General features: G+C 74.7%; 18 protein-coding genes and 1 tRNA gene. 11 read left to right on the top strand and 8 right to left on the bottom strand.

The features are described from left to right. Nucleotides 1–16: 16 nt before the first annotated feature. The 5 genes from WCD58_RS14100 (at nt 17) to WCD58_RS14080 (ending at nt 7,987) form a co-directional block, all read left to right on the top strand. Nucleotides 17–1,078 (top strand): glycosyltransferase family 4 protein, encoded by a 1,062-nt coding sequence (locus tag WCD58_RS14100; protein WP_337703674.1) that lies wholly within the window; start codon nt 17–19, stop codon nt 1,076–1,078. Between the two features lie 40 nt (nt 1,079–1,118). After that, complete coding sequence (locus tag WCD58_RS14095; protein ID WP_337703673.1) at nt 1,119–2,318, top strand: glycosyltransferase; 1,200 nt, start codon at nt 1,119–1,121, stop codon at nt 2,316–2,318. Further along, nucleotides 2,296–3,474, top strand: coding sequence for a glycosyltransferase (locus WCD58_RS14090; RefSeq protein WP_337703672.1), 1,179 nt, complete (start codon nt 2,296–2,298; stop codon nt 3,472–3,474). The genes WCD58_RS14095 and WCD58_RS14090 overlap by 23 nt, the downstream gene beginning before the upstream one ends. A gap of 145 nt (nt 3,475–3,619) precedes the next feature. Continuing rightward, nucleotides 3,620–5,794 carry a heparinase II/III family protein gene (locus tag WCD58_RS14085; RefSeq protein WP_337703671.1) on the top strand — a complete coding sequence of 725 codons (2,175 nt, stop codon included), beginning with the start codon at nt 3,620–3,622 and terminating at the stop codon, nt 5,792–5,794. Nucleotides 5,795–5,917: 123 nt separating this feature from the next. Next, entirely contained in the window at nt 5,918–7,987 is a 2,070-nt protein-coding gene (locus tag WCD58_RS14080; RefSeq protein ID WP_337703670.1) for a lipopolysaccharide biosynthesis protein, read from the top strand. A gap of 113 nt (nt 7,988–8,100) precedes the next feature. Here WCD58_RS14080 and WCD58_RS14075 read toward each other — a convergent pair whose 3' ends face one another. Together WCD58_RS14075 and WCD58_RS14070 are read right to left on the bottom strand one after the other, a co-directional pair. Next, nucleotides 8,101–9,123 (bottom strand): hypothetical protein, encoded by a 1,023-nt coding sequence (locus WCD58_RS14075; protein ID WP_337703669.1) that lies wholly within the window; start codon nt 9,121–9,123, stop codon nt 8,101–8,103. After that, the gene (locus WCD58_RS14070; RefSeq protein WP_337703668.1) at nt 9,120–9,995 is read right to left on the bottom strand and encodes a polysaccharide lyase family 20 protein; all 876 of its coding nucleotides are present in this window, start codon (nt 9,993–9,995) and stop codon (nt 9,120–9,122) included. The genes WCD58_RS14075 and WCD58_RS14070 overlap by 4 nt, the downstream gene beginning before the upstream one ends. A 360-nt stretch (nt 9,996–10,355) precedes the next feature. Between WCD58_RS14070 and WCD58_RS14065 the strand changes: the two genes are divergently transcribed. Next, a complete protein-coding gene (locus tag WCD58_RS14065; protein ID WP_337703667.1) occupies nt 10,356–11,471 on the top strand; it encodes a glycosyltransferase family 2 protein in 1,116 nt (371 codons plus the stop codon). Beyond that, complete coding sequence (locus tag WCD58_RS14060) at nt 11,468–12,691, top strand: glycosyltransferase family 4 protein (RefSeq protein ID WP_337703666.1); 1,224 nt, start codon at nt 11,468–11,470, stop codon at nt 12,689–12,691. The genes WCD58_RS14065 and WCD58_RS14060 overlap by 4 nt, the downstream gene beginning before the upstream one ends. Before the next feature lie 34 nt (nt 12,692–12,725). Here the strand turns inward: WCD58_RS14060 and WCD58_RS14055 are convergent, their stop codons facing one another. Then, nucleotides 12,726–13,874 (bottom strand): class I SAM-dependent methyltransferase, encoded by a 1,149-nt coding sequence (locus WCD58_RS14055; RefSeq protein WP_337703665.1) that lies wholly within the window; start codon nt 13,872–13,874, stop codon nt 12,726–12,728. A gap of 51 nt (nt 13,875–13,925) precedes the next feature. On the opposite strand from WCD58_RS14055, the gene WCD58_RS14050 reads away from it, so the two are divergent. Beyond that, the gene (locus WCD58_RS14050; RefSeq protein WP_337703664.1) at nt 13,926–14,471 is read left to right on the top strand and encodes a dTDP-4-dehydrorhamnose 3,5-epimerase family protein; all 546 of its coding nucleotides are present in this window, start codon (nt 13,926–13,928) and stop codon (nt 14,469–14,471) included. A gap of 44 nt (nt 14,472–14,515) precedes the next feature. On the opposite strand, the gene WCD58_RS14045 is transcribed toward WCD58_RS14050, so the two are convergent. From WCD58_RS14045 to WCD58_RS14025, 5 genes are read right to left on the bottom strand one after another with little or no spacing between them, the layout of a single operon-like run. Continuing rightward, nucleotides 14,516–15,541 (bottom strand): NAD-dependent epimerase/dehydratase family protein, encoded by a 1,026-nt coding sequence (locus WCD58_RS14045; protein ID WP_337703663.1) that lies wholly within the window; start codon nt 15,539–15,541, stop codon nt 14,516–14,518. 28 nt (nt 15,542–15,569) lie between these two features. Then, nucleotides 15,570–16,226 (bottom strand): PIG-L deacetylase family protein, encoded by a 657-nt coding sequence (locus WCD58_RS14040; protein ID WP_337703662.1) that lies wholly within the window; start codon nt 16,224–16,226, stop codon nt 15,570–15,572. Nucleotides 16,227–16,228: 2 nt separating this feature from the next. After that, nucleotides 16,229–17,050, bottom strand: a complete 822-nt coding sequence (locus WCD58_RS14035) for a glycosyltransferase family protein (RefSeq protein ID WP_337703661.1) — start codon at nt 17,048–17,050, stop codon at nt 16,229–16,231. Further along, nucleotides 17,047–18,330 (bottom strand): class I SAM-dependent methyltransferase, encoded by a 1,284-nt coding sequence (locus WCD58_RS14030; protein ID WP_337703660.1) that lies wholly within the window; start codon nt 18,328–18,330, stop codon nt 17,047–17,049. The genes WCD58_RS14035 and WCD58_RS14030 overlap by 4 nt, the downstream gene beginning before the upstream one ends. Continuing rightward, nucleotides 18,320–20,089 carry a sugar transferase gene (locus WCD58_RS14025; protein WP_337703659.1) on the bottom strand — a complete coding sequence of 590 codons (1,770 nt, stop codon included), beginning with the start codon at nt 20,087–20,089 and terminating at the stop codon, nt 18,320–18,322. The genes WCD58_RS14030 and WCD58_RS14025 overlap by 11 nt, the downstream gene beginning before the upstream one ends. A 483-nt stretch (nt 20,090–20,572) precedes the next feature. Between WCD58_RS14025 and WCD58_RS14020 the strand changes: the two genes are divergently transcribed. The 3 genes from WCD58_RS14020 (at nt 20,573) to WCD58_RS14010 (ending at nt 22,941) form a co-directional block, all read left to right on the top strand. Beyond that, entirely contained in the window at nt 20,573–21,589 is a 1,017-nt protein-coding gene (locus WCD58_RS14020) for a heparin lyase I family protein (protein WP_337703658.1), read from the top strand. 79 nt (nt 21,590–21,668) lie between these two features. Continuing rightward, nucleotides 21,669–21,739: transfer RNA gene (locus WCD58_RS14015), tRNA-Gln, on the top strand. A 74-nt stretch (nt 21,740–21,813) separates the two neighbouring features. Further along, entirely contained in the window at nt 21,814–22,941 is a 1,128-nt protein-coding gene (locus tag WCD58_RS14010) for a helix-turn-helix transcriptional regulator (protein ID WP_337703657.1), read from the top strand. Nucleotides 22,942–22,973 lie beyond the last annotated feature (32 nt).

Here is a 22,973-nt window from a genome sequence, read left to right as displayed (position 1 = left end):
CTGGGTCTCGACGAGCATGCGCACCCAGGGCGGGATCGCCACCTGCGTGCGCACGCTGGCCGCGACCGGGCTCTGGGAGCGGTGGGGCGTGCGGCACGTGGCCACCCACCGGGACGGGTCGACGGCCGACAAGGTGCTGGCGTTCGCGTCGGGACTCGCCCGCTACACCGCGACGATGGTGCTGCGCCGCCCCGACCTCGTGCACATCCACATGTCCTCGGCGGGCAGCTTCGTGCGCAAGGCCGCCATGGCGTGGCTCGCGTACCTGCTGGACGTCCCGGTGGTGCTGCACGTGCACTCCGGGCGCTTCCACCTCTTCCACGACAAGGCGCCCGCCCCGCTGCGACGCCTGATCGCCGCGACCCTGACGCGGGCCGACCTCGTCATCGCGCTGGGCGAGCTCATGCGCGCCCGGCTCGCGGCGATCGCCCCGGACGCGCACCTGACCTCGCTGCCCAACCCGGTGCGCATCTCGCCGGTGACCCGCCGCCCCGCGGGCGCCGCGCCGCACGTCGTGTTCCTCGGGCGGATCTGGGACAAGAAGGGCGCGTTCGCGCTGATCGAGGCCTGGGCGAAGTCGTCCGGCGGGGAGTCCGGCGGGCACCTCACGATGGCCGGCGACGGCGAGCACGAGCGCGCCCGCACCCTGGCCCGCGAGCTGGGCGTCGCCGACTCGGTGACCGTGCACGACTGGCTCCCGGCCGACCAGGTGGCGGAGCTGCTCGCGAGCGCCGACGTCCTCGCGCTGCCCTCGGAGAACGAGGGCCAGCCGATGGTCGTGCTCGAGGCCATGTCGCGCGGGCTGGCGGTGCTCGCCACCGAGGTCGGCGGCATCCCCGAGCTCGTCACCGACGGCGTCGAGGGCCTCCTCGTGCCGCCGCACGACGCGGGGGCGCTGGCCGACGCGCTCGGCGAGCTGCTCGGCGACGAGACCCGCCGGCGCGCCCTCGGCGAGGCCGGGGCCGCCCGGGCACGGGCCGAGTTCGCGGCCGACGCGGTCGCCGCACGGATCGAGGGTCTGTACCACGACGTCCTGTCCGGGCACGGACACCCGGCTCGGGGACGCGTGTCCGGGTGACGGCTACTCTCCGCGCCATGATCGACGCGACGGTCCGGCCGTGAGGCGGCCCCGCCGCCCGGTGCGGCCGGAGGGTCCGCTGCGGGTCCTGTTCGTCGTCCCCACGCTCGCCGTCGGCGGGGCGGAGCGCCACGCGGCCACGCTGCTCGCGGGCCTCGACCAGGACCGCTTCTCCGGCTCCCTGGTCTGCCTGCAGGACGGCGGGCTCGGCACCAACTGGTCGGAGCTGCAGGCCGCGGGCGTGCCCGGCGTCGAGTTCCGCCGCAGCCGCCGCGATATCCCGGGCATGCTGCTCGACCTCGTGCGCCACCTGCGCCGCGAGCGCCCCGACATCGTCATCCTGCGCGGCTTCAACGCCGAGACGCTCGGCCGCGTCGCCGGGGTGCTGGCCCGGGTGCCGCGGCTCGCGGTGTGGGTGCACAACTGCGGCGACGTCACCCCGCACGGGCGGGCGCGCCGGACCGTCGACGGCCTGCTCGCCAAGGTCACCGACGCCGTGTACGGCGTCGCGCACGCCCAGCGCGGCTACATCACCGGCGAGCTCGGCCACGACGGCGACAAGGTCCGGATCGTGCACAACGGCACCGACCTGGGCTTCACCACGCCCGAGCGCACGGGCCGCGACACCGCGCTCGCCCACGAGCTGGGGATCGCGGACGACGAGCTCGTCATCGGCACCGCCGCGGTCATGCGCCCGGAGAAGGACCAGGCGACGCTGCTGCGCGCGTTCCGCCGGATCGCCGACGCCCGCGACGACGTCAAGCTGGTGCTCGCCGGCGACGGCCGCGAGCGCCCGCGCCTCGAGGCCCTGGTCGACGAGCTCGACCTCCGCCAGCGTGTCCTCTTCCTCGGTCACCGCGACGACGTGCCGCGCCTGCTGCGGGTCTTCGACGTCTTCACGCTGTCCTCGAAGACCGTCGAGTGCTTCCCGATGTCGGTGCTCGAGGCCATGAGCGCCTCGCTGCCCGTCGTCTGCACCGACGTCGGCGGGGTGCCCGAGATGGTCGCGGACGGCGAGACCGGCCGCGTCGTGCCCCGGGAGGACCCCGAGGCCCTGGCCGCGGCGTTCCTCGACGTGCTCGCCGACCCGGCCCGCGCCCGCACGATGGGGCAGGCCGGACGGACGCGGGTGCGCGAGGAGTTCACGCTGCAGCGCTCGATCGACCGCGCCCAGGCCGTCATCGAGGAGACCGCCGGGCGGCCCGTGCGCGAGACCGATGCCCTCGCGGCCGGGCGCTGAGGGCTCGGGTCCAGGGGGCCCGCTGCGGGTCACCCTCGTCCTCGACGTCGCCGCGGTCGGCGGCGCCGAGATCGTCCTGCGGAACACCTTCGCGCACCTCGACCCCGCCCGGGTCGTCACCGACGTCGTCTGCCTGCGCGAGCCCGGCCCGCTGGCCGACGACTTCCGCGCCGTCTCCGACGGGCTGGTCACGCTGCCCCGCGGTGGGCGGCTCGACCCCGCCGGGCTCGGGCGCGTCCCCCGGCTCGCGCGCCACTTCCGGACGCGCCGCACCGACGTCGTCGTCGTCTCGCACCACCACCGCGCCGCGCTGACGCTCGCGCGGGTCGCCGCCCCGCTCGGCGGCGCCCGGTCGGTCGTCGCCGCCCACGACATGGACCTCACGCGCGTCGGCTCCCGGGTGCTGCCGCGCCAGGTCGTCGAGACGCTCTTCCTGAGCTCCGGGCTCGCGCTGCTCGCCCCGAGCCAGGGGCGCTACCTGCACGACGAGGAAGGGGTCGGGCGCTCCTGGCGCAGCCGCGCCCGCGAGTTCCTCGTGCCCAACGGCATCCCCGCCCCGGAGCCCGAGCCGCCGACCCGCCGCGCGGAGGTCCGCGCCGAGCTGGGCGTCGAGGACGACGACGTCGTCGTGCTCATGGTGGCGCGGCTCTCGCGGCAGAAGGCGCACGAGGTGATGCTCGACGCGCTCGCCCGTGCCGCGCACCCGAAGCTGCGCCTGGTCGTCGTGGGCGACGGCGCCCGCCGCGAGGAGCTCGAGGGCCTCGTCGCCGACCGGGGGCTCGAGAAGTCCGTGTCCTTCCTCGGCCTGCGCCGCGACGTGCCCCGGCTGCTCGCCGGCGGGGACGTCTTCGCGCTGTCCTCGGTGCACGAGGGCGTCCCGATCTCGGTGATCGAGGCGATGACCCAGGGCCTGCCCGTCGTCGCCACCGACGTCGGCGCGCTGCGCGACCAGGTCACCGACGGCGTCGACGGCTTCCTCGTCGGGTCCGGCGACGCCGCGGCCCTCGGCGAGCGCCTGGTCCGCCTCGCCGACGACCCCGCCCTGCGCGCCGAGTTCGGCCGCCGGGCCCGGGAGCGCGCGAGCACCGAGTTCACGATCGAGAACACCGCGGCCGCCTTCACGGCCATGGTGGAGACGGTCGCCGGGCGCGCGTAGGTCCCCGCGCGCGAACCCGGTGATCACGGGCGTCCTGGTGCACCCGGTGCCGCGCGCGAGGTGCACGACGTCGCTCGCGATCACCGGGGAGGCCCGCCTCGGGGCCGCCGCCGGGTCACACCGACACGCGGCCTACCGTTCCCTCATGCCCGGTTTGCGCTCCCTCGCCCCGGCCAAGGTCACCTGGTACGCCCGGCGCCTGCGCTCGATGGGCCCGCGGGAGGTCGCCGACCGGGCGCTGACCGTCGGGGCCACCGCCGCGCGCCGGGTCACCGGCGACCACGAGCCCGACGACGCCACGCTGCTCGGGCGCGCCGACCCGGACTGGGCGGCCCTGCTGGGCGACTTCCGCGCCGGCACCGCCCGCCCGGTGCTCCTCGACCGCGCGAGCGCCGCCGCCGTCGCCGAAGCGCACCCCGAGGCCGTCAAGGCGCTGCTCGCCGCGGCCGACCGCGTGCTCGAGCACCGCTTCACGTTCTTCGCGCACCCCGAGGCGCACTACCCCGGCGCGATCGACTGGTCGTACGACCCGCTCGCCGACGTTCGCTGGCCCGCGCTCCCGTCGCACGCGATCAACCACCGCGCCGGGCACGGCGAGCCGAAGTGGATCTGGGAGCTCAACCGGCTCCAGCACCTGCCGTGGCTCGCGCAGGCGTGGCTGATCACCGGCGACGAGCGCTACGGCACCGAGGCCCTCGACCAGCTCGAGGCCTGGATCGCCGCGAACCCGCCCGGGCGCGGCATCGCCTGGCGCGGGGCGTTCGAGGTGGGCGTGCGGGCGATCTCGGTGCTCGTCGCCCTGCAGGGCCTCGCCGACCACCCCGCGCTGACCCCGGAGCGCTACCGGCGCGCGGTGCGGATGCTCGCCGCGGGCGCCCGGCGCTGCTGGCGCGACCGCTCGAAGCACAGCTCCGCCAACAACCACCTCGTCGGCGAGCTCGCCGGCCTCGCGGCCGTGGGGATCCTGCTGCCCGAGCTCGCGTCGTCGGCGCGCTGGGAGCGCGACGCGGTCGACGCCCTCGCGGCCGAGGCGCGCCGCCAGATCCTCCCGGACGGGGTCGGCGCCGAGCAGGCCGTCGGCTACCAGGTCTTCACCGCCGAGCTGCTCGCCGTCGTCGCGCTGCTGCGCCGCCTCGACCCCGGCCACGCCCCCACGCCGGCGGACGGGACCCTGCTGGCCGCGATCGGGCGTTCGGCGGGCCACCTCGCCGACCTCGTCGGCACCGGCGACCCGACCCCGCGCACCGGCGACGACGACGAGGGCTTCGCGCTGCGCCTCGACCCGGCGCCGGTCCGGGAGGTCCGCCCGCACCTCGCGCTCGCGGCCGTCCTCACGGGCCTGCCGGCCGCGCGCCGGGCGGGGACGCCGGACCTCACCTCGGCCTGGGTCGCGGCGCGGCTGGGCAGCACCGACGCCCGCACCGACTGGGAGCCCGGCGACGCCTACGCCCCCGACGGCGGCCTCGCGATCCTGCGCTCCGGGCGGCGCCGGGTGCTCGTCGACGTCGGACCGCTGGGCTACCTGTCCATCGCCGCGCACGGGCACGCGGACGCGCTGGCGGTCGGGATCGCGGTCGACGGGCACGACCTTGTCGGCGACCCCGGCACCGGCAGCTACTTCGTGCACCCCGACTGGCGCACCGCCCACCGCTCCACCCGGGCGCACGCCACGGTGGCCGTCGACGACGCCGACCAGTCGGTGATGGGCGGCCCGTTCCTCTGGAGCGAGCACGCGCAGGTCCGCGTGCGCGACGTCGACCTCGCCGCCGGCCGCGTCGACGCCGAGCACGACGGCTACCGGCGTCTCGAGGCCCCCGTCGTCCACCGCCGCGTCGTCGACGCCCCGCCCGGCGACGACGTCGTGCTGGTGGTCGACGTCCTGACGCCGACCGGCGAGGCGCCCCTCCCCCCGATCCGCACCACCTGGCCCCTGCACCCGGACCTCACCGTCGACGGGAGTGCCGACGGGACCGTCGTGGCCCGCCGCGACGGCGAGCCCGTGCTGCGCGTCGTCACCTCGGCGTCGGCCCCCGCGTCGGGCTGGCGCCTGCGCGGCGGGGACCCGGGGGCGGGCGAGCTCGGCTGGTGGTCCGACCGCCTGGAGCAGCGTCGCCCGTGCTGGTTCGTCGGCGCCGTCGTCGAGGACGGGGGCGGCGCGCGCCGGCCCGAGCCCGTGATCGTCGCCACACTGCTCGTCACCGGCGACGCGGCGGCCCGACCGGCCCCGTCTCCCATCGTGGACCCGGGTCGCGACGGGGCGGTCCGCGTGCACTGGACCGGTTCGTCCGGTCCGCGGGCGACGGTGGTCGGTGCCGGCTGAGCGGGATCCGGGAGTGCTCTCCCGCCCCCGATACGATGAAGTGTCGCGCCCGACCGGGGCGCGGCGCCGCGGTGGCGACCGGTTCCGGACGCCGCCGGCGGGCGGTCCAGCGATGACGGGTCGATGACGCAGCCTCCGGAGAGCGACGGGAACCCCGCACGGGGTCGGCCGCACGGTTCCGGGCACGCGGAACAGGGCGTCGGGCAGGCCATGCCCGAGGTGCAGGTGGACCCGCCCTTCGAGGGCGGTGCCTCCCCCCAGGAGGAGGCGCCCGACGAGCACAACCCCTCGCTGAAGAACCTCGGCAGCCGCCTGCGCCGCGGGGCGCAGTTCGCCGCCATCGCGCTGATCTTCACGCAGCTCATCTCGCTGATCCAGACGATCTTCGTCGCCCGGCTGCTGACGGTCGAGGAGATCGGTGTATTCACCGCGGGCACGCTGTTCGCCAACTTCGCGGTGACGATCGCCGACGGCGGCATGCGCGCGGCGCTGATCCAGCGCGAGACCGACGTCGAGAAGGCCACCGAGACCGCGTTCTGGGCGAGCCTGGGCACCGGCGTCGTCATGGCCGGCGCCACGCTCGCCGCGTCGCCGCTGATGACGATGTTCTTCGACAACGACGAGATGGTCGGCCTCGTCTGCGCCGCCACCTGCGGCACGCTGCTCATCCACTCGCTGGTCAACGTGCCCGAGGCGCTGCTGCAGCGGCACTTCAACTTCAAGCGGCGCCTCGTGGTCGACCCGCTGACGGCCGGGTCGTTCGCGATCGTGACGGTGACGCTCGCCTTCGCCGGCTTCGGCGTGTGGGGCATGGTCATCGGGCTCTACGCCTCGCAGCTCGCCACGCTCATCTCGTGCTGGATCATGTGCAAGTGGCGCCCGGGCAAGACCCGGCCGAGCTACCGCATCTGGCGCGAGCTGGCGAACTTCTCGTTCCCGATGATCGTCGCCAACCTCACCGACCGGTCGCGCGACCTCGTCCAGCAGGGCCTCATCGGCCGCCAGCTCGACGTCAGCGCGCTCGGCCAGTACCGCTACGGCCGCCGGATCGGCGTGCTGCCCGGCACGGCGATCATCCAGGTCGCCTCGTACGTGCTGTTCCCGGCGTTCTCGCGGATCGCGGCGGACGCGAAGCGGTTCCACGACGGGTTCCTGCGCAGCCTGCGGGCGCTGTGGACGGCGACGATGCCGTTCTCGGCGATGCTCATCGCCCTGGGCCAGCCGATGATCGTCGTGCTGCTGGGCGAGGAGTGGCGGCCCGCCGGCCTGTTCGTCGCCGCGATGGCGGGCTACGGACCGGGTGCGGCGATGAGCGCGATCGGCATGGAGTCGATCAAGGGCGCCGGCAAGAGCCGCCGGATCCACGTCATCACCGCGCTGTCGATCGTCGTCGGTGTCGGCGGGCTCATCCTGCTGCTGCCCTACGGGCTGGTCGGCGTGGGCATCGCGGTCTCGATCGACGCCGTGCTCGGCGGGTTCGTCAGCCTCGTGCTCGCGCGCGACCTCGCGAAGGTGTCGTGGCGCGAGCTCTTCCGCGTGCTCGTCCCGTCGCTGGTCGCGGCCGTCGTGGCCGGTGTGGCGGTCGGGTTCCTCGAGCACTCGGTGGTCCACTCCGACCAGCTGCCGATCGTCCTGGGCCTGCTCGCGCTGGCCGGCGAGACCCTCCTGCTGCTCGGCGTCTTCGTCGGGGTCCTCTACCTCATCGACCCGTCGGCCCTGCGCGAGATCCTCTCGGCGGTGCGCAAGCGCCGGAAGTCCGGCGGGGACGACGAGGAGGGCGCCGAGGCCGCGGAGCCGGAGCTCGACGACGAGCCGGTGGGCTGGCGCCGCGACCTGCTCGACGCGCCGACCGTGGTGTTCCAGCTGCCCTTCCTCGTGGACGACGTCACCACCCAGGTCCCGCGGCCGCCGCGGCCCCCGGGCCCGCCGCCCCGACCCCAGGGCCCGCCACCGCCCCGGTACGGCCCCGTCCCGCCGCCGCAGGGGCCGCTGCTCGACCCGCCGACGACGGCCCTGGACCCGGTCTCGTCGCTCGACGCCCCGACGACCGCCGTCGCGGCGACCCCCGAGCACCCCGAGCAGAACGGGGACGGCGACGGCAACGGTGACGGCGCCGGGAAGAGCCGCCTCGTCTCCGTCGTGACCCGCCGCCAGGGCCGGCGCACGCCGCCGCCGGGCGACGACGGTTCCTGAGTCCCCCGGCCACCCAGGAACCGCAGCCCTCGCCCGCGAGTGAGGTGCGAGGGACGCCCTCGCTGCGTGCCACGCAGCCGGGGAGTCCATCGCTCCACCTCGCGCGCACCCTCCTACACGGCCCCGCACGCGGGTGGTGCGCCGCCGGTCCCGTCGGCGAACGGTCCGGCGCAGGGGGCCCGGCGGGGTCCGCCGAGCGGGCCGCCGCCCGGCGAGCCCGGGGTGTTGTTGTCGACGAGGTCGAGCTGCCCGAAGAGCTCGCGCATCTGGTCGCCGCCGATGTTCGGGAGCTCCTTCTCGGCGCCGGCCTGCACCGACAGCGAGTTGGTGGTCTCGCCCGAGGTGTCGTCGACGACGTACGCGCCGTAGGTCTGCATGGCCTCGGCGATCTTCTTGACGTCGGGGTCGGTGATCCCGGACAGGTCGGCGTCGGGCGGGACCGCCATCAGCGAGCCCATCTTCACGCCGGGGTGCTGCCCGCCGTACTCGTCCTCGTAGTAGCCGTCGGCCTTGGTCGCCGGCCACCGGAACCCCTCGTCGGCGGTGCTGCAGCTGCGCTTGCAGTTCAGGCTGATCTTCAGCGCGTGCCGGATCGGCTCGGCCGCCGAGACCTCCCCGACCCGGACGCTGCCGCCGAGCCCCGAGAGCCCGGAGCCGCCGTGGCAGCCGGGCAGCCCGGCGGAGGTCAGCGACACCTCGTCCCATCCGTGCTCGTAGGACGGGTCGCCGCCCGCGTCGAGCTTGAGCGGCTGGCCCTGGATCACGGTCTGCCGCGTGCCGTCGTCGACGAGGAACGTCGAGCAGTGGTTCCAGGAGCCGTCGGCGGTGAGCTGCGGGTCGGTGTGCACCTTCACCTCGCGGCCGGCCGCGTCGAGCGTCTTCACCGGGAACGACGGGTCGACCGAGATGTCCTCGATGTCGAGGTAGACCTCGCCGACACCGCTCTCGAACGGCACGTACTGCGCCTGCGTCGACAGCGGCAGGTTCCACGGGGAGTCCCACGCGAACGGCTGGCGGTAGAGGTCGCGCGTCGGCCCGGTCCCGCCCGGCTCCGCCGCGGTGGCCCCCACCGCGGGCCCGCCGAGGACCGCGGCGACGGCGAGCAGCGCGGTGGCCAGCAGGCGTGCCCCCCTCACGGCGCCGTCACCCGCAGGCCGTCCATGGTCAGGCTGACCGTGCCGCTGGAGCTCGTGCTGCGGTAGATGCCCTGCTTGAGGTAGTTCTCGCCGTCGACCATCGTCGCGCGGGGCGTGCGCTGCACCGTCTGCTGCCCGTTCTCCCAGGCCTCGACGAACCCGGCGTCCTTGTTCTTCGAGAACTTCACGTGCAGCACGTAGTCGACCCACTCGCCGCGGCGGATCGGGCCGATCGTGCGCCGCGGGGCCGAGCGCACCCCGTCGCCGCCGATGTCGACCGTGCCCTTGCTGAGGTCGATCGCGAGCGGCGGCGAGCCCGACGCGCTGTGCCACTGCAGGATGATGAAGAAGCGGCCCTTCACGTCCGGCATGTCCTGCGGGTACTGGACCGACCACTCGTACCAGCGCTCGTCGCCCTCGTGCACCAGCGCGCCGGGGGCGTTCGACTGGACCTCGCTGCGCTCGCCGCCGCCGAAGTCCGGCACGTCGCCGGGCTTCACCGTGAAGCGCGCGGCGTGCTGCCCCTGCCGCACGTCCGGGGCGTCGGTGATCATCATGTTCGCGTTGCCGCGACCCACGCCCCGGCACTGCCCGTTGACCAGCTTCGACTGGCAGACGCCCCATTGGCTGAAGTCGCCGGTCTCCCAGTCGCCGAGGAAGACCTGGCGCCCCCCGACGGTGACCCCGTTGCGGACCCCGGCGGACTCCCCGTCGCCGGCACCCACGCCGACGTCCACCCCGAGGCCGCCGACGTCCACCCCGGCCTCGACACCCGCCGAGGGACCGTTCGGGTCGGTCGGCGGGGTGGGCTCCGCGCCCCACGCCGCCGCCTCCGTCGCCGAGATCGACAGGGCGAGTGCCACTGCCGCCACGACGCGGCCTCCTCGTCGCATCCCGCCCCGTGACGAGACACCGGTGCCGTTCTTCACGCGTACCCCTCCAGACCGTCGACCGTCTAGCACTCACCGCTTGCCGCAGACGGAGCAGTGGTGCCGTCCGTTCGTCGCATCTAGACGACCACTCGTCGCCATCGATCACAATTACACGGGCAGATGAGGCTCGTGCGCACGATGAGGCGGCTGTGGCCAGGGTGAAAGATGGGTACTGCGCCCGGATCGCCACGTTCGGGGCGCTCTCGTCACCGGAACGTGGGTCGCGATGCGACACCGTGGCCGTGCCGGGCCCCCGGGCGGCCGATCGGGCGAAGAACCCTCGGCGGTAGCGTTCACGGGGTGACCACCAGCTCCGACGGCGACGGACGGGATCGCGCCCGCGGCGCCGACCAGCCGGCAGAGCGGCAGCACGGGCAGCCCGCGTTCAGCTTCCTCACCACCGCCTACCGGGCCGAGGACACGCTGGGCCGGACGATCGACGCGGTGCTGGCCCAGACGCGCGGCGACTGGGAGCTCGTCGTCGTCGACAACGGCAACGACGACGCCGTCGCGGCCGTCGTCGAGCCCCACCTGGGCGATCCCCGCATCCACCTCGTGCGCCAGGAGAACAAGGGCGCGGTCGGCGGGGTCCGCGCGGCCGCCGAGGTCGCGACCGGGCGTCACCTGGTGGTGCTCAACGCCGACGACGCCGTCACGCCGGAGTTCTGCGCGCGTACCGGCGCGGTCCTCGACGCCGAGCCCTCGGTGGCCGCGGTGACGTGCGACGCCGTGCAGTTCACCGACCCGGGCCAGCAGCCGCTGGCGCGCACCTACCTGCAGACCGCCGGCCTCGCCGAGGCCCCGACCGGCGCGGTGCGGCTCACCGTCGCCGACGTCGTCGACGGCCCCTGCCCGTACTACTCCGCCCCGATCCGCCGGGACGTGTGGGACGCGCTCGGCGGCATGGGCTTCGAGACCGACGCCCCGCTCGTGCACGACCTGGAGTTCTGGCTGCGCGCGATCCTCGCCGGCCACGACGTGCGGAGGATCGGCGACCGGCTCGGCCTGTTCCGCCTCGAGGCGGGCTCGGAGAGCCGCCCGGTGGACGCCGAGCACAGCGAGGAGTTCGAGCGCCAGCGCGCGACCGTGCTGCGCCGCGCCGCCGAGGAGGCGGCCGACCCGGAGGCCCGCGCCGCCCTCGAGCGCGTGCAGCGACGCCTGACCTACCAGCAGGCGATCCGGCGGGCCCGGGTGGCGTTCTCGCAGGGCGACGCGCACGCCGCCCGCCGGCACGCCACCGAGGCCCACGACGCGCAGCCGACCGCCCGCACCGGCGCCCTGGTGCTCGCCCTGCGCGTCGCCCCCGGCGCGCTCGGCGCCGTCCACCCGCTCAAGCGGAGCCTGCAGGCGCGCGTCGCCCGGATCCGCAAGCGTGACTGGCGCTCGCGCTGGAGCGGGCACCGGACGGTGCGATGAGGATCCTCGTCATGGCGTCGCGGCGCATCGCGTCGCGGCAGAGTGGCTACGACCTGCGCGTCGCCCACCTGTGCGCGCACCTGCCCGCCGAGGCGCACCTCGCCGTCATCCCCCTCGAGGACGAGACCGACGGCCCGGTGGGCATCACGGTCGACCCGCTGTTCGCCTCCATCGAGGTGCTCACGGCGTTCCCGCCCGGCCGCGAGCGCGCCCGGCGCTACCTGCGCACCTCCAACGACCACTACATGCAGCTCTCGCGCCCGGGCCGCTTCGCCGCGGCGCGCGACCGGCTCCGCGAGATCGTGACCGAGAAGGAGATCACGCACGTCGTGGTGTTCGGGGTCGCGCTCGCCGAGCTCGCCGTCACGCTCGAGGGCGTCACCACCGTCCTCGACGTCTGCGACAGCGGCGTGCTCACCTCCGAGCGCGCCCTGTCCGGCAGCGCGCACCCCTCGCACGGCGTCCAGCTCTGGAAGGACCGCCTCGCGCTGCGGCGCAAGAAGGCCACCGAGGGCAGCCTGCCCGACCGCTTCGACGTCGTCGTCACCATCAGCGAGCCGGACACCCGCGCCATCGAGCGCCTCCACGGCAGCCGCGGGGTCGTGCGGACGATCCCCAACGGCGTCGACGACGCGTTCCTCGCCCCGCTGCCCGAGCCCGGCACGCGCCACGGCGTGGTGTTCTGGGGCAACCTCGGGTTCGCGCCCAACCGCGACGCGCTCTGGTTCTTCCTCAACGAGATCTGGGAGCCGCACCTGCGCGACGCCGGCGTCGAGCTGTGCGTCGTCGGGCCGAACGCGCCGTCGTGGCTCGCCGAGCTGGCCGCGCACGAGCCGCTGATCGTGCTGACCGGCTACGTCGAGGACCTCCGCTCGGCGGTCGCGCCCTACCCGGTGATGATCAACCCGATGCGTACGGGCAGCGGCCTCAAGAACAAGGTGCTCGAGGCGTTCGGGATGGGCGTCGTGGTCGTGTCGACCCGCCTCGGCGTCGAGGCGATCCCCGAGGTCCGCGACGGGGCCTCGCTGATGACCGCCGAGGGCCCCGGCGCCTTCGCCGACGCGATCCGCACGGTGCTCAAGGACCCCGAGCTCGCCGCCGAGCTGCGCGCCGGGGCACACCGGCTGGTCGAGGAGCACTACCGCTGGGACGCCGTCGGGCGGCAGTGGGCGGACCTGTTCGCCGCCGAGTCCAGCGGCACGGAGCGCGCCGGCCGCTGAGCCGGCTCGCGGGCCGGCGCGCCCCGCCCGGCCGTCAGGCGGGCGCCACCGACCGCACCGTCGGGTCGACGATCACCCAGTGACCGCCGCCTGCCTCGACCTCGGGGATGCGACGGCGCATCTCGGCGAGCATGTCGGTGACGAAGAGCACGACCTCGTCCGGGTGACGCGAGACGACCTCGTCCGGGGCCACGATCGGGATCCCGACGCCGGGGAAGCGCCGCCCGTGCTTGGCGGGCGCGCCGTCGGCGACGGCGGGCAGGAGGTCGGGGCCGATGCCGGCGCGGTTGAGCAGCGGCACCGCACGGGAGGCCGCGGCGTAGCCGAGGACGTCGTGGCGCTTCTCGCGGGACGCCTCGAGGTGCGCGCGCAGCTCCTCGGCGCTGCGCCGGGCGGCCTCCTCGAGGCCGGCGACGACCGTCGGGTCGGTGACCCCGAGGGCCTCCTCGCGCTCGACCAGGGACTGCACGGCGGCGGGGTCGCGCGGGCCGTCGACCCCGTGGCGGCGCGCGGCGAGCAGCACCGTGCCGCCGTAGAGCTCGAAGAGGAACGCGTGGGTCACCTCGAAGCCGATCTCCTCGAGCATGCGCGCGAGCACCGGCGTCGCGTAGTAGGCGTAGTGGCCGTGGCGCAGGGCGTTCCAGCCGCCGTCGGCCACGATCGCGGCGAGGGTGTGGAACTGGAGCAGCAGGACGCCGCCGGGCGCGGTGGCGGCGGCGCGCTCGGCGAGCCCGGCGCGCTGGTCGGGGGCGTGCATGAGCCCGAAGCAGTCGACGACGACGTCGGCGGGCGCGCCGTCGCCCTCGGTCAGCCCCGTCGCGCCGAGGAGGTCGAGCCACGAGCCGCCGTGCGGGCTGCCGAACTCGGTCACCGTGCCGCCACCTCCCCCCGTCGCGGCCTGCAGCAGCCCCGCCGCCTCGACCCGCGCCACCGCGTCGCGCGCCTGGGCCACCAGGGCGTCCGGCTCGGCCCCGCGGGGCTCCTCCGGGGTCGTCGGGTCCTCGGCGAGCTGCGCGAGCCCGCAGGAGCCGCACAGCCACATCCGCAGCGGGTGCACGGGGTCGGGGCCCGGGTCGTCGGCGGCCGGGAAGTGGTCGGAGGCCGGCTGCTCGCCGAGATCGAGCACGACGGTGCCGTCTCCGGCGCCGCACCAGCGGCACGGGTCGGTGGGGCGGGGGTCCACGGGCGGGATCCTCTCGTGGTGGTCGCACACGGGGATGGCAGGGTGCGTCGGGTGGAGGTTCGCACGGCAGGCATCGAGGGTGTGCGGGTGCTCGTCCCCACGCCGCACCGCGACGACCGGGGGCTGTTCACCCGCACGTTCGACACGGCGATCGCCGCGGCGCACGGCATCGACCTGGGCCCGGAGGCGCAGGACAGCCAGTCGCGCTCACGGCAGGGCACGATCCGCGGCATGCACGGCCGCGGCGGGAGGGGCGAGGCCAAGCTGGTCCGCGTGGCGCACGGGGCGGTGCTCGACGTCCTCGTCGACGCCCGGCCGGACTCGCCGACGTTCGGGCGGGTGGAGAGCTTCCGGCTCGACGACGAAGACTTCCACCACCTCTGGGTGCCGCCGGGGCTGCTGCACGGCTTCCAGGCGCTCACCGAGGTCGCGGACGTGTGCTACCGCATCGACCGCCCGCACGCGCCCGGCGAGGACGTCGCGGTGGCCCACGACGACCCGGACCTCGCGATCACCTGGCCGCTGGAGGTCACCGCGATCTCCGAGCGCGACCGCACCGCCGGCTCCTGGAAGGCCCTGCTCGCCACTCTCACGTGAGTGCTTTCCGCCCCTATAGGGGCGGAAAGCACTCACATGCGCCGTCAGCTGGGGCGCAGCGTGGAGTCGAGGGTGCCGGCCTCCTGGCGGTCCCGAAGGACGGCGAGGCGGGTGAAGCGGCGGTCGAAGCCCTCCTGGGTCAGGCCGCGGGCCCGGTACTCCCGGACGAGCTCCTCGGCGCCGTCGGCGACCGACCACGCGGGGCGGAAGTCGGGCAGGAACTTGCCGATCTTCGTGAAGTCGACGCGGTAGGAGCGCGGGTCGCCGCCGGTCTCGCCGGTGATGACGAGCTCGGCCTCGGGCACCGCGACCTTCACCGCGTCGGCGATGTCGCGCACCTGCACGTTGTTCTCGGTCGAGCCGACGTTGAACGCCTGCGCGCGCACCGTGTCCGCCGGCGCCGCGAGCGCCGCGACGACCGCGCCGCCGATGTCCTGCGCGTGCGCCAGCGGGCGCCACGGCGTGCCGTCGCTCATCACGAGGATGCGGTTGGACAGCAGCGCGTGCCCGACGAGGTTGTTGAGCACGATGTCGGCGCGCAGCCGCGGCGAGAACCCGAACGCGGTGGCGTTGCGCATCGACACCGGCACGAAGTCGGCGTCGGCCATGTCGACGAGGTCGGCCTCGACGCGCACCTTCGACTCGGCGTAGGGGGTCACCGGCTTCATCGGCGCCTCCTCGTCGAGGACGTCCTCGGTGCCCGACGCGCCGTACACCGAGCAGGTCGAGGCGTAGACGAAGCGCCCCACCCCGGCCTCCTTCGCCAGCCGCGCGAGACGGGTGGAGGCGTGGTGGTTGATGTCGTAGGTGTGCTGCGGCGCCAGCGCCCCGAGCGGGTCGTTCGACAGCGCCGCCAGGTGCACGACGGCGTCGAAGCCGGCGAGCTGGTCGGCGGTGACGTCGCGCAGGTCGACGGCGAGTGCCGGGGGCTCCGGGGCGGGCAGCTCGCCGAGCACACAGTCGGCGTAGAGGCCCGAGTCGAGCCCGGTGACCTCGTGGCCCGCCGCCGTGAGCAGCGGCGCCATGAGGGTGCCGAGGTAGCCCTGGTGGCCGGTGAGCAGGACGCGCATCGTGGCGGTTCCCTCCTTCGTGTGACTGTCAGCCCGACGGTACGGGGGCGCCCAGCAGCGCCCGCGTCAGGTGGAACCCCTCCGCGTAGCGCACGCCGGCCTGCACGCCGCGCACGCGCGCGAGGCCCCGGAACGTCTCCTCGTCGAACCAGGCCCGCGCGACCTGCGACGGGTAGTGCTCGTGCAGCAGCCGCACCTTGTCCGCCACCACGTCCGGCTCCAGCGGCCAGAGAAGCGGCGGCTGGGCGAGGTCCGGCTCGGCTTTGAGGATCTCGTAGCCGAGCGTGAGGTGGTCGCGGAACACCGTCGGCACGAGCTTCGCGAGCTCGCGGTGGTCCTGGTGGTCGTCGCCCCGGTGCCCGGCGAGGACGAGGTCGGGCTCGCACGTCCGCCGGAACGCCTCGAGCGCCTCCTTGGCCCACTCCCAGTGCGTCGGGAGCCGGCCGTCGGGCATGTCGAGGACGGTGACCGCGAGGTCGGCACCCGGGCAGAACGCCGCGAGCGCGGCGCGCTCCTCGGCCTCCCGCGGGGTCCCGCCGCCGGAGAGCACGAGCGCCCGCACCCGCAGGCCCGGATGCGCGCGACACAGCGTCAGCACCGTGCCGCCCGCGCCGATCGGGATGTCGTCGCAGTGCGCGGCCAGCAGGACCAGCTCGTCGACCGACTCCGGGACCAGGGACCGCACGGTCAGCGGCCGAGGGCCTCGTCGACGAGGCCCTCCAGCGGCTCACGCTGCGGCTCGCGCTCCCACACCATCCACGGGCGGGTGCCGGCGCGGTAGGCGGCCTCGAGCGCGTTGCGCTCCTTGAGGGTGTCCGCCGGCTGCCAGAACCCGTCGTAGGTGTAGGAGAGCAGCTTGCCCTCCTTGGCCAGCGACGTGCAGGCGTCGCCGACGAGGTCGCCGTTCTCGGGGATGTAGTCGATCGCCTCGGGCCGCAGCGCGAAGTAGCCGCCGTTCTCGCGGATCCGCATGTCGGTGACCGGGTAGATCGAGTTGACGCGCTCGCTCGGGTCGATGTCGACGATGTGGAACACCGCCTGCGGCGGCACCGCGAGCAGCGACGCCGTGGCGTCCGAGCCCCGGAAGCGCTCGATCATGTCGTCGATCGGGGCGTCGGTGAGCACGTCGGCGTAGTTGGCGAGGAAGATCTCCTCGTCCTCCACCAGGTGCCGCACCCGCCGCAGGCGCTCGCCGATCGGCGACTCCAGGCCGGTGTGGACGAAGTGGATCGTCCAGTCGGCGATGTCCGAGCCCTGCAGCTCGACCTCGCCGTGGCGCATGACGAAGTCGTTCGACTCGGTCTCGTGGTAGTCGAGGAAGTAGTTCTTGACGTGGTGGGCGCCGTAGCCCAGGCAGAGGATGAACTCCTTGTGCCCGTAGTGCGCGTAGTAGCGCATCACGTGCCAGATGAGCGGGCGGGGCCCGACCATCTGCATCGGCTTCGGGGCATCGGAGTCGCCGTTGCGCATCCGCATGCCGTAGCCACCGCAGAAGAGGACGACCTTCACGGGTCGAGAACCTTGCCAGAGCCGGGTTCGACCACCTGCAGCGAGGGGATGGGGTAGACGAGCGCCCCGCCCCAGTCGGCCACGTGGGCGAGCTGCGCGGTGATCTCCTCGCGCAGGTTCCACGGCAGCACGAGCACGTAGTCCGGCCGGTCCGCGTCGATCCGCTCCGGCGGGTGGATCGGGATCCGGGTGCCCGGGGTGTACCGGCCGTGCTTGTAGGGGTTGCGGTCGACGGTGTACGCGAGCAGGTCCGGGCGGATGCCGCAGTAGTTCAGCAGCGTGTTGCCCTTGCCCGGCGCGCCGTACCCGACCACCGACTTCCCGGCGTCGGCCGCCTCGATGAGGAAGCGCACGAGGTCGTTGCGGATGCGTGAGACCTCGCCGGCGAACCCGGCGTGGCCCTCGACGGTGTCGAGCCCGGCCGCGGCCTCCTCGGCGAGCACGTCGGCGACCGCCTGCGACGCGCCGGTGCCCAGCTCGGCCGGCCGCGCCCAGCAGCGGATCGACCCGCCGTGGGTCGGCACCAGCTCGACGTCGACGAGCTCGAGCCCGCCCGAGCGCAGCGCCTTCTGCGCGGTGCCGAGCGTGTAGTACTGGAAGTGCTCGTGGTAGATCGTGTCGAACTGGCGCAGCCGCATCAGGGTCAGCAGGTGCTGCACCTCGATCGACACCCAGCCGTCGTCGGCCACCATCGCGCGCAGGCCCTGCGTGAAGCCCACGACGTCGGGGATGTGCGCGTAGACGTTGTTGGCGACGACGAGCGCGGCGGGACCGTGCTCCTCGCGGACGGCGGCCCCGGTCTCCGGGGACAGGAACGCCGTGATCGTCGGCACACCCTTCTCGCGGGCGGCCGCGCCGACGTTGGCGCTCGGCTCCACGCCGACCGCCCGCATCCCGTCGGCGACGACGTGCTGGAGCAGGTAGCCGTCGTTGCTCGCCGCCTCGACGACGAGCGAGTCGGGCCCCAGGCCGGCGCGCTCGGTGGCGGCGGTGACGAACCGGCGCGCGTGCTCGACCCACGACGTCGAGAACGACGAGAAGTACGCGTACTCCGTGAACGTCTCGTCCGGGTCGATCAGGGGCGGCAGCTGCACGAGCAGGCACGAGCGGCAGACCCGCGGGTGGAGCGGGAACGTCGGCTCTGGCGCCTCGAGCGCCTCCGCGGTGAGGAACAGCTCGCACGGCGGGGTGGCGCCGAGGTCCACGAAGCCGGCCAGGTCGGCCGATCCGCAGAGCCGGCAGATGATCTTGTTGTCCAAGGCGTCCGTCTCAGTAGGCACCGTCACCGCGGAACACCGCGGAGACCGTCTTCCACATGATCACCAGGTCCATCGCCGGCGACCAGTTCTCCACGTAGCGCAGGTCCAGCCGGACCGACTCCTCCCACGAGAGGTCGGAGCGTCCGCTGACCTGCCACAGCCCGGTCATGCCGGGGCGGACGAGGAACTTGCGCTTCGCGGCGTCGGTGTAGGCGTCGATCTCGCCGGGCAGCGGCGGGCGCGGCCCGACCAGCGACATCGAGCCGCCGATGACGTTGAACAGCTGCGGGAGCTCGTCGAGCGAGTAGCGGCGCAGCAGCTGGCCGATCCGCGTGACGCGGGGGTCCTTGCGCAGCTTGAACAGCGGCCCGGAGCCGTCGTTGGTGCCGGCGAGCAGGTCGTCGCGCAGCTTGTCCGCGTCCGGGACCATCGACCGGAACTTGATCATCCGGAACGTCTTGCCACGCTGACCGACGCGGGTCTGGCGGTAGAACACCGGCCCGCCGTCCAGCTTGACGATCACCGCGATGACCGCGAACACCGGCAGCAGCAGGATCAGGATCGCCGCGGTGGTGACCCGGTCGAACATCAGCTTGAACACGCGCGGCACGCCGGACAGGCGTGGCTCGGTGAGGCGCAGCAGCGGCAGGCCGTCGACGGGCGCGACGTGCAGGCGCGGGCCGGCGACCTCCATGAGGCCCGGGTCGACGACGAGCTCGGAGCCGGTGCCCTCGAGGTCCCACGCGAGACGGTGCAGGCGCTTCGGGCTCCAGCCCGGCGTCGGGGCGACGGCGACGACGCCGTAGCGCCCGCTGCCGACGCTGGAGGAGAGGTCGTCGAGGTCGCCGATGACCGGGACGCCGGCCACGTGGCCCTGCCCCTCCTCGCCGAGACCGGTCGGGGTGCAGGCCGCGATGACGACCCAGCCCATGTGCGGCACGCGGCGGGTGCGCTCGACGAGGTCGCGCACGGCCTGCTCGGTGCCGACCGCGAGCACGGGCAGCATGCCCCGGCCGCGCTTGCGGGCCTGGTGCAGCCAGCGACGCAGCAGGTAACGGCCGGCCATGGCGGCGAGCCCGGCGACCGGCAGCACGCCGAACACCCACGGCCGCACGCCGAGACGCTCGATCGCGAGGCCGCCGAGCCCCAGCACGATCGCCGCCGAGACGAAGGCACGGATCAGCCGGCTCCACTCCTCGGAGCCCTGGCCGAGCGTGCGGGGGTCCCAGGCGCGGCAGGCGACGATCGCCAGCGTCACCAGCACCGCCGCGGCGCCGCCGAGTGCCCACGGGTCGGAGCTCTGCGGGCCGACGCCCTCGCCGAACCCGATCCAGGCGCCCAGCAGGACGCAGATCGCGAGGGTGGCGAGGTCGGAGAGGGCCACGGCGAGCGCGAACTTCAGCTGCCAGCTCGTGGCCACCGCGACGCTGCCCGGCTGCTCCGGACCCTCGTCCTCCCAGATGCGGACGAACCCGGGCGCGGTGGGCGCGGGCTCGACGAACACACCGTCCTCACCGCGCGGCGTCCCCGCCGCGCCGCTGGGCACGACCGGCGACGGCTCCACCGGCGCCGGCCCGATCCCGGCCGCGCCGATGCCGGGGAGGCCCGCCGGGCCGTCGTACCGGCTCGCGCCCGGCTCGGCAGGACCCGGCATCCGGCCCGGCACGTCCTCCTGCGACAGCCCGGCCTGCTCCGAGATCCTGGCTTGTCCGTTCGTCACGTCGCCCCCGTCGTGGGTCGTGCGGCTGGGAGGACCCATCCGCAGCACCTCGTCGGCCATGGACACCTTTCCGCTCGACGTGAGACGCCCGGGGTCACGGTGAGGTTGCGTCGCCGTCGCATCCGATTTCGCTCGGATCGACCGGAGTACGCGCCGCACCGGGATGCCGTGGGGATCAACGATCGGTCGCCCCCCACGGTCACGCCACAGCCGTCGGGGATTGGACCGTGCGGGTCACACCCACGGTCGAGAGCCCCGGCGCGGCTACCGCCCGCCACCGTGGCGGTCATCCTGCCCCACTCCTGCTGCCGGCCGGGCGGCGGCCGGTGCCCCGAACGCACGCACCGCACCGATCCCGGTCACCGCGGGGTGACGACGACGACCCGACCGGGGGATCGACACCCGGACGGAGGCCCCGGAGAGGCCGTCCGGACGCTCGGTATCGTGCGGGAGGACCGACGATCCGCCGGGAATGTCCGGGTCGACCTGCGGGGATCAGCCCGGGTCGACCGACGTTCCACCCGACGCGAGGAGCCGCCCCCGATGCCCCACGACGCCGATCCCGGTGCCCCCGGGCCGGCGCCGCGACGCCGCACCGGTCGCGTGCCCGCGAAGCTCCTCGCCCTGACCACCGCCCTGCTCGCCGTCACGGCCGCCGTTCTGCCGGCCGTGCTCGGGTCCGCGCCGGCCGCGGCCGCGGCGCCGCCGCCCGCGAACGACCGGCCGGTCTTCGAGCTCCCCGCGGCGGGCGACCTGCTCGGCGTCTTCGACCGCAACGGCTACAACGAGCAGGACGGCGCCCCGCGCACCATCCCGTCGCCGACCTCCCCGGGCCGCCAGGCGCTCGAGTTCCGGCTCGACGGCGGCGACCAGCGCTCCGAGGTCGAGCCGCGCGTGCCGGACCAGTACGAGGGCCAGGTCTGGTACTACACCTACCGCGCCGGGCTGGCCCGCGACTTCCCGACCGCCACCGACGACTGGCAGGTCGTCCTGCAGTGGCACCACACCGGGGACTCGGGCTCCCCGCCGATCGCCCTCGAGGTGAAGCAGGGCCGGCTGATGCTCGCCTCCGAGGGCGAGAACCTCCAGGACCTCGGGCCGGTCCGCGGCGGCGACCGCCTCGACGTGTCGATGCGGGTCGCGTTCTCCCGCGACCCGGGGCGCAGCAGCGTCGACGTCTGGCGCGACGGCCGCCACGTCCTCGACGGCTACAGCCCGCCGAACGGGACGATGCTCGACCAGGGCAACTACCTCAAGCTCGGGCTCTACCGGGCCACCGCGATCGACCAGGGCGGCCGGCTCTGGGTCGACGACCTGCGGGTCGGGCCCACGATGGCCTCGGTGGCGCCGACGGGCATGGGTTCCGGGGCGCCGGGTGCCGACCCGGTCGCGGAGGACGCGGCGGCCCCCGCGGGCGGCGCCGCCGAGCGCGACGTGGATGCGATCACGTGGGTGGCGGGCGGGCTGCTCCTCGGCGTCGTGCTGCTGTTCGTCGCGACCCGCTCGGTCCGCCGGACGGCCCGTCCCGACGGCGACCGGCGGGAGCACGCGGGGCGCTGAGCAGCGACCTCGCCCACGGCGGGCGCCGGGAACGCCCCGGCTCGTGTCACGATGGTCACCGTCGCCTCCGAGCGGCCCATCCGCCGTGGTGTAAGGGCAACACCTCGGATTTTGGTTCCGATGATCCTGGTTCGAATCCAGGCGGCGGAGCGCGCTCGTCCTGTCGCGTTGCGTACAGGTCGATCGTTCGCCGTATCCTCGGTCGCATCGGTTGATGCCCGCCCGTGACCCGGGGGGACGAGGGACGGGCGGCCGGCACGGTGGCCCACCCCCTCCCGCGCCGGATCGCCCTCGAGGTGCCGGGGGGACACGTGCACCCAGGGGATCCGGACGAGCCGGACGACGACCACGTCCATCACGTCGACCACGTCGACCACGACGGGCCGGTGACCCGGCGACTGCTGACCGCCGCCGACACCGACGCGGCCGTGGAGCTGCTGCGGTCGGTCTACGGCGACCAGGAGCCGCGGTTCCCCGTGGCGCGGCGCGAGGCCCGGCTGAGCATCGCGTCCCGCTCCGTGACGGCCCCGGGCGGCGCCTTCGGCCTCGACCGTGTCCGGCACAGCGTGGGGATGGACGTCCTGTGCGCCCCGCTCGACCGCGTGACGGTGGTGCTGCCCATCGCCGGGCGCGTGCGGTTCACGTGCGGCGAGGAGGAGGCCACGGGGCTGCGCCTGGCCCCGCACTGGGACCGGTTCACCGCCGACTGGGACGACGACGTCGACGTCGTCGGCCAGGCGATCGACCTCGACGCCGTGGCGCAGGTCGGCGCCGAGCTCTCGGGGCTGGAACCGTCGGCGGTCCGCTTCGACTCCATGCACGCCGTCGACGCCGCCCGCGAGCGGCACCTCGTGCAGTCGATGAGCCACCTCGGTCGCGACGTCCTCGACAACCCGGAGGCGCTGTCCACGCCGCTCGTGCGGGCCGAGGCGCTGCGCCACCTCGCCACGACGGTGCTGCTGACCTTCCCCAACTCGGCGCTCGAGGCCGCGGAGGACTCCACCCGGCCCGGTCCCGGCCGCGCCGAGCCCGCCACGGTCCGGCGGGCCGCGGCGTACATCGAGGCGCACGCCCACGAGGCGATCGGGCTCGAACAGATCGCGAGCGCCGCGCGCATCGGCGCCCGCGGGCTCCAGCACGCGTTCGCGCGGTACCGCGAGACCACGCCGCTCGCCCACCTGCGCCGGGTCCGTCTCGACCGGGCCCACGGCGAGCTGCGGGCGGCGGATCCGAGCGACGGCGACACGGTGGCGGCCATCGCGACACGCTGGGGTTTCGCCCACGGTGGCCGGTTCTCGGCTGAGTATCGTCACGTTTACGGGTGTTCGCCGAGCGAAACGCTCCGCCGCTGAGCGAAACGCACGGCGTATGCCCTGGTCAAGGG

The organism is Actinomycetospora flava (assembly GCF_037400335.1).
GTDB classification, from domain to species: domain Bacteria; phylum Actinomycetota; class Actinomycetes; order Mycobacteriales; family Pseudonocardiaceae; genus Actinomycetospora; species Actinomycetospora flava.
This window is presented reverse-complemented; position numbering and strand designations above follow the sequence as displayed.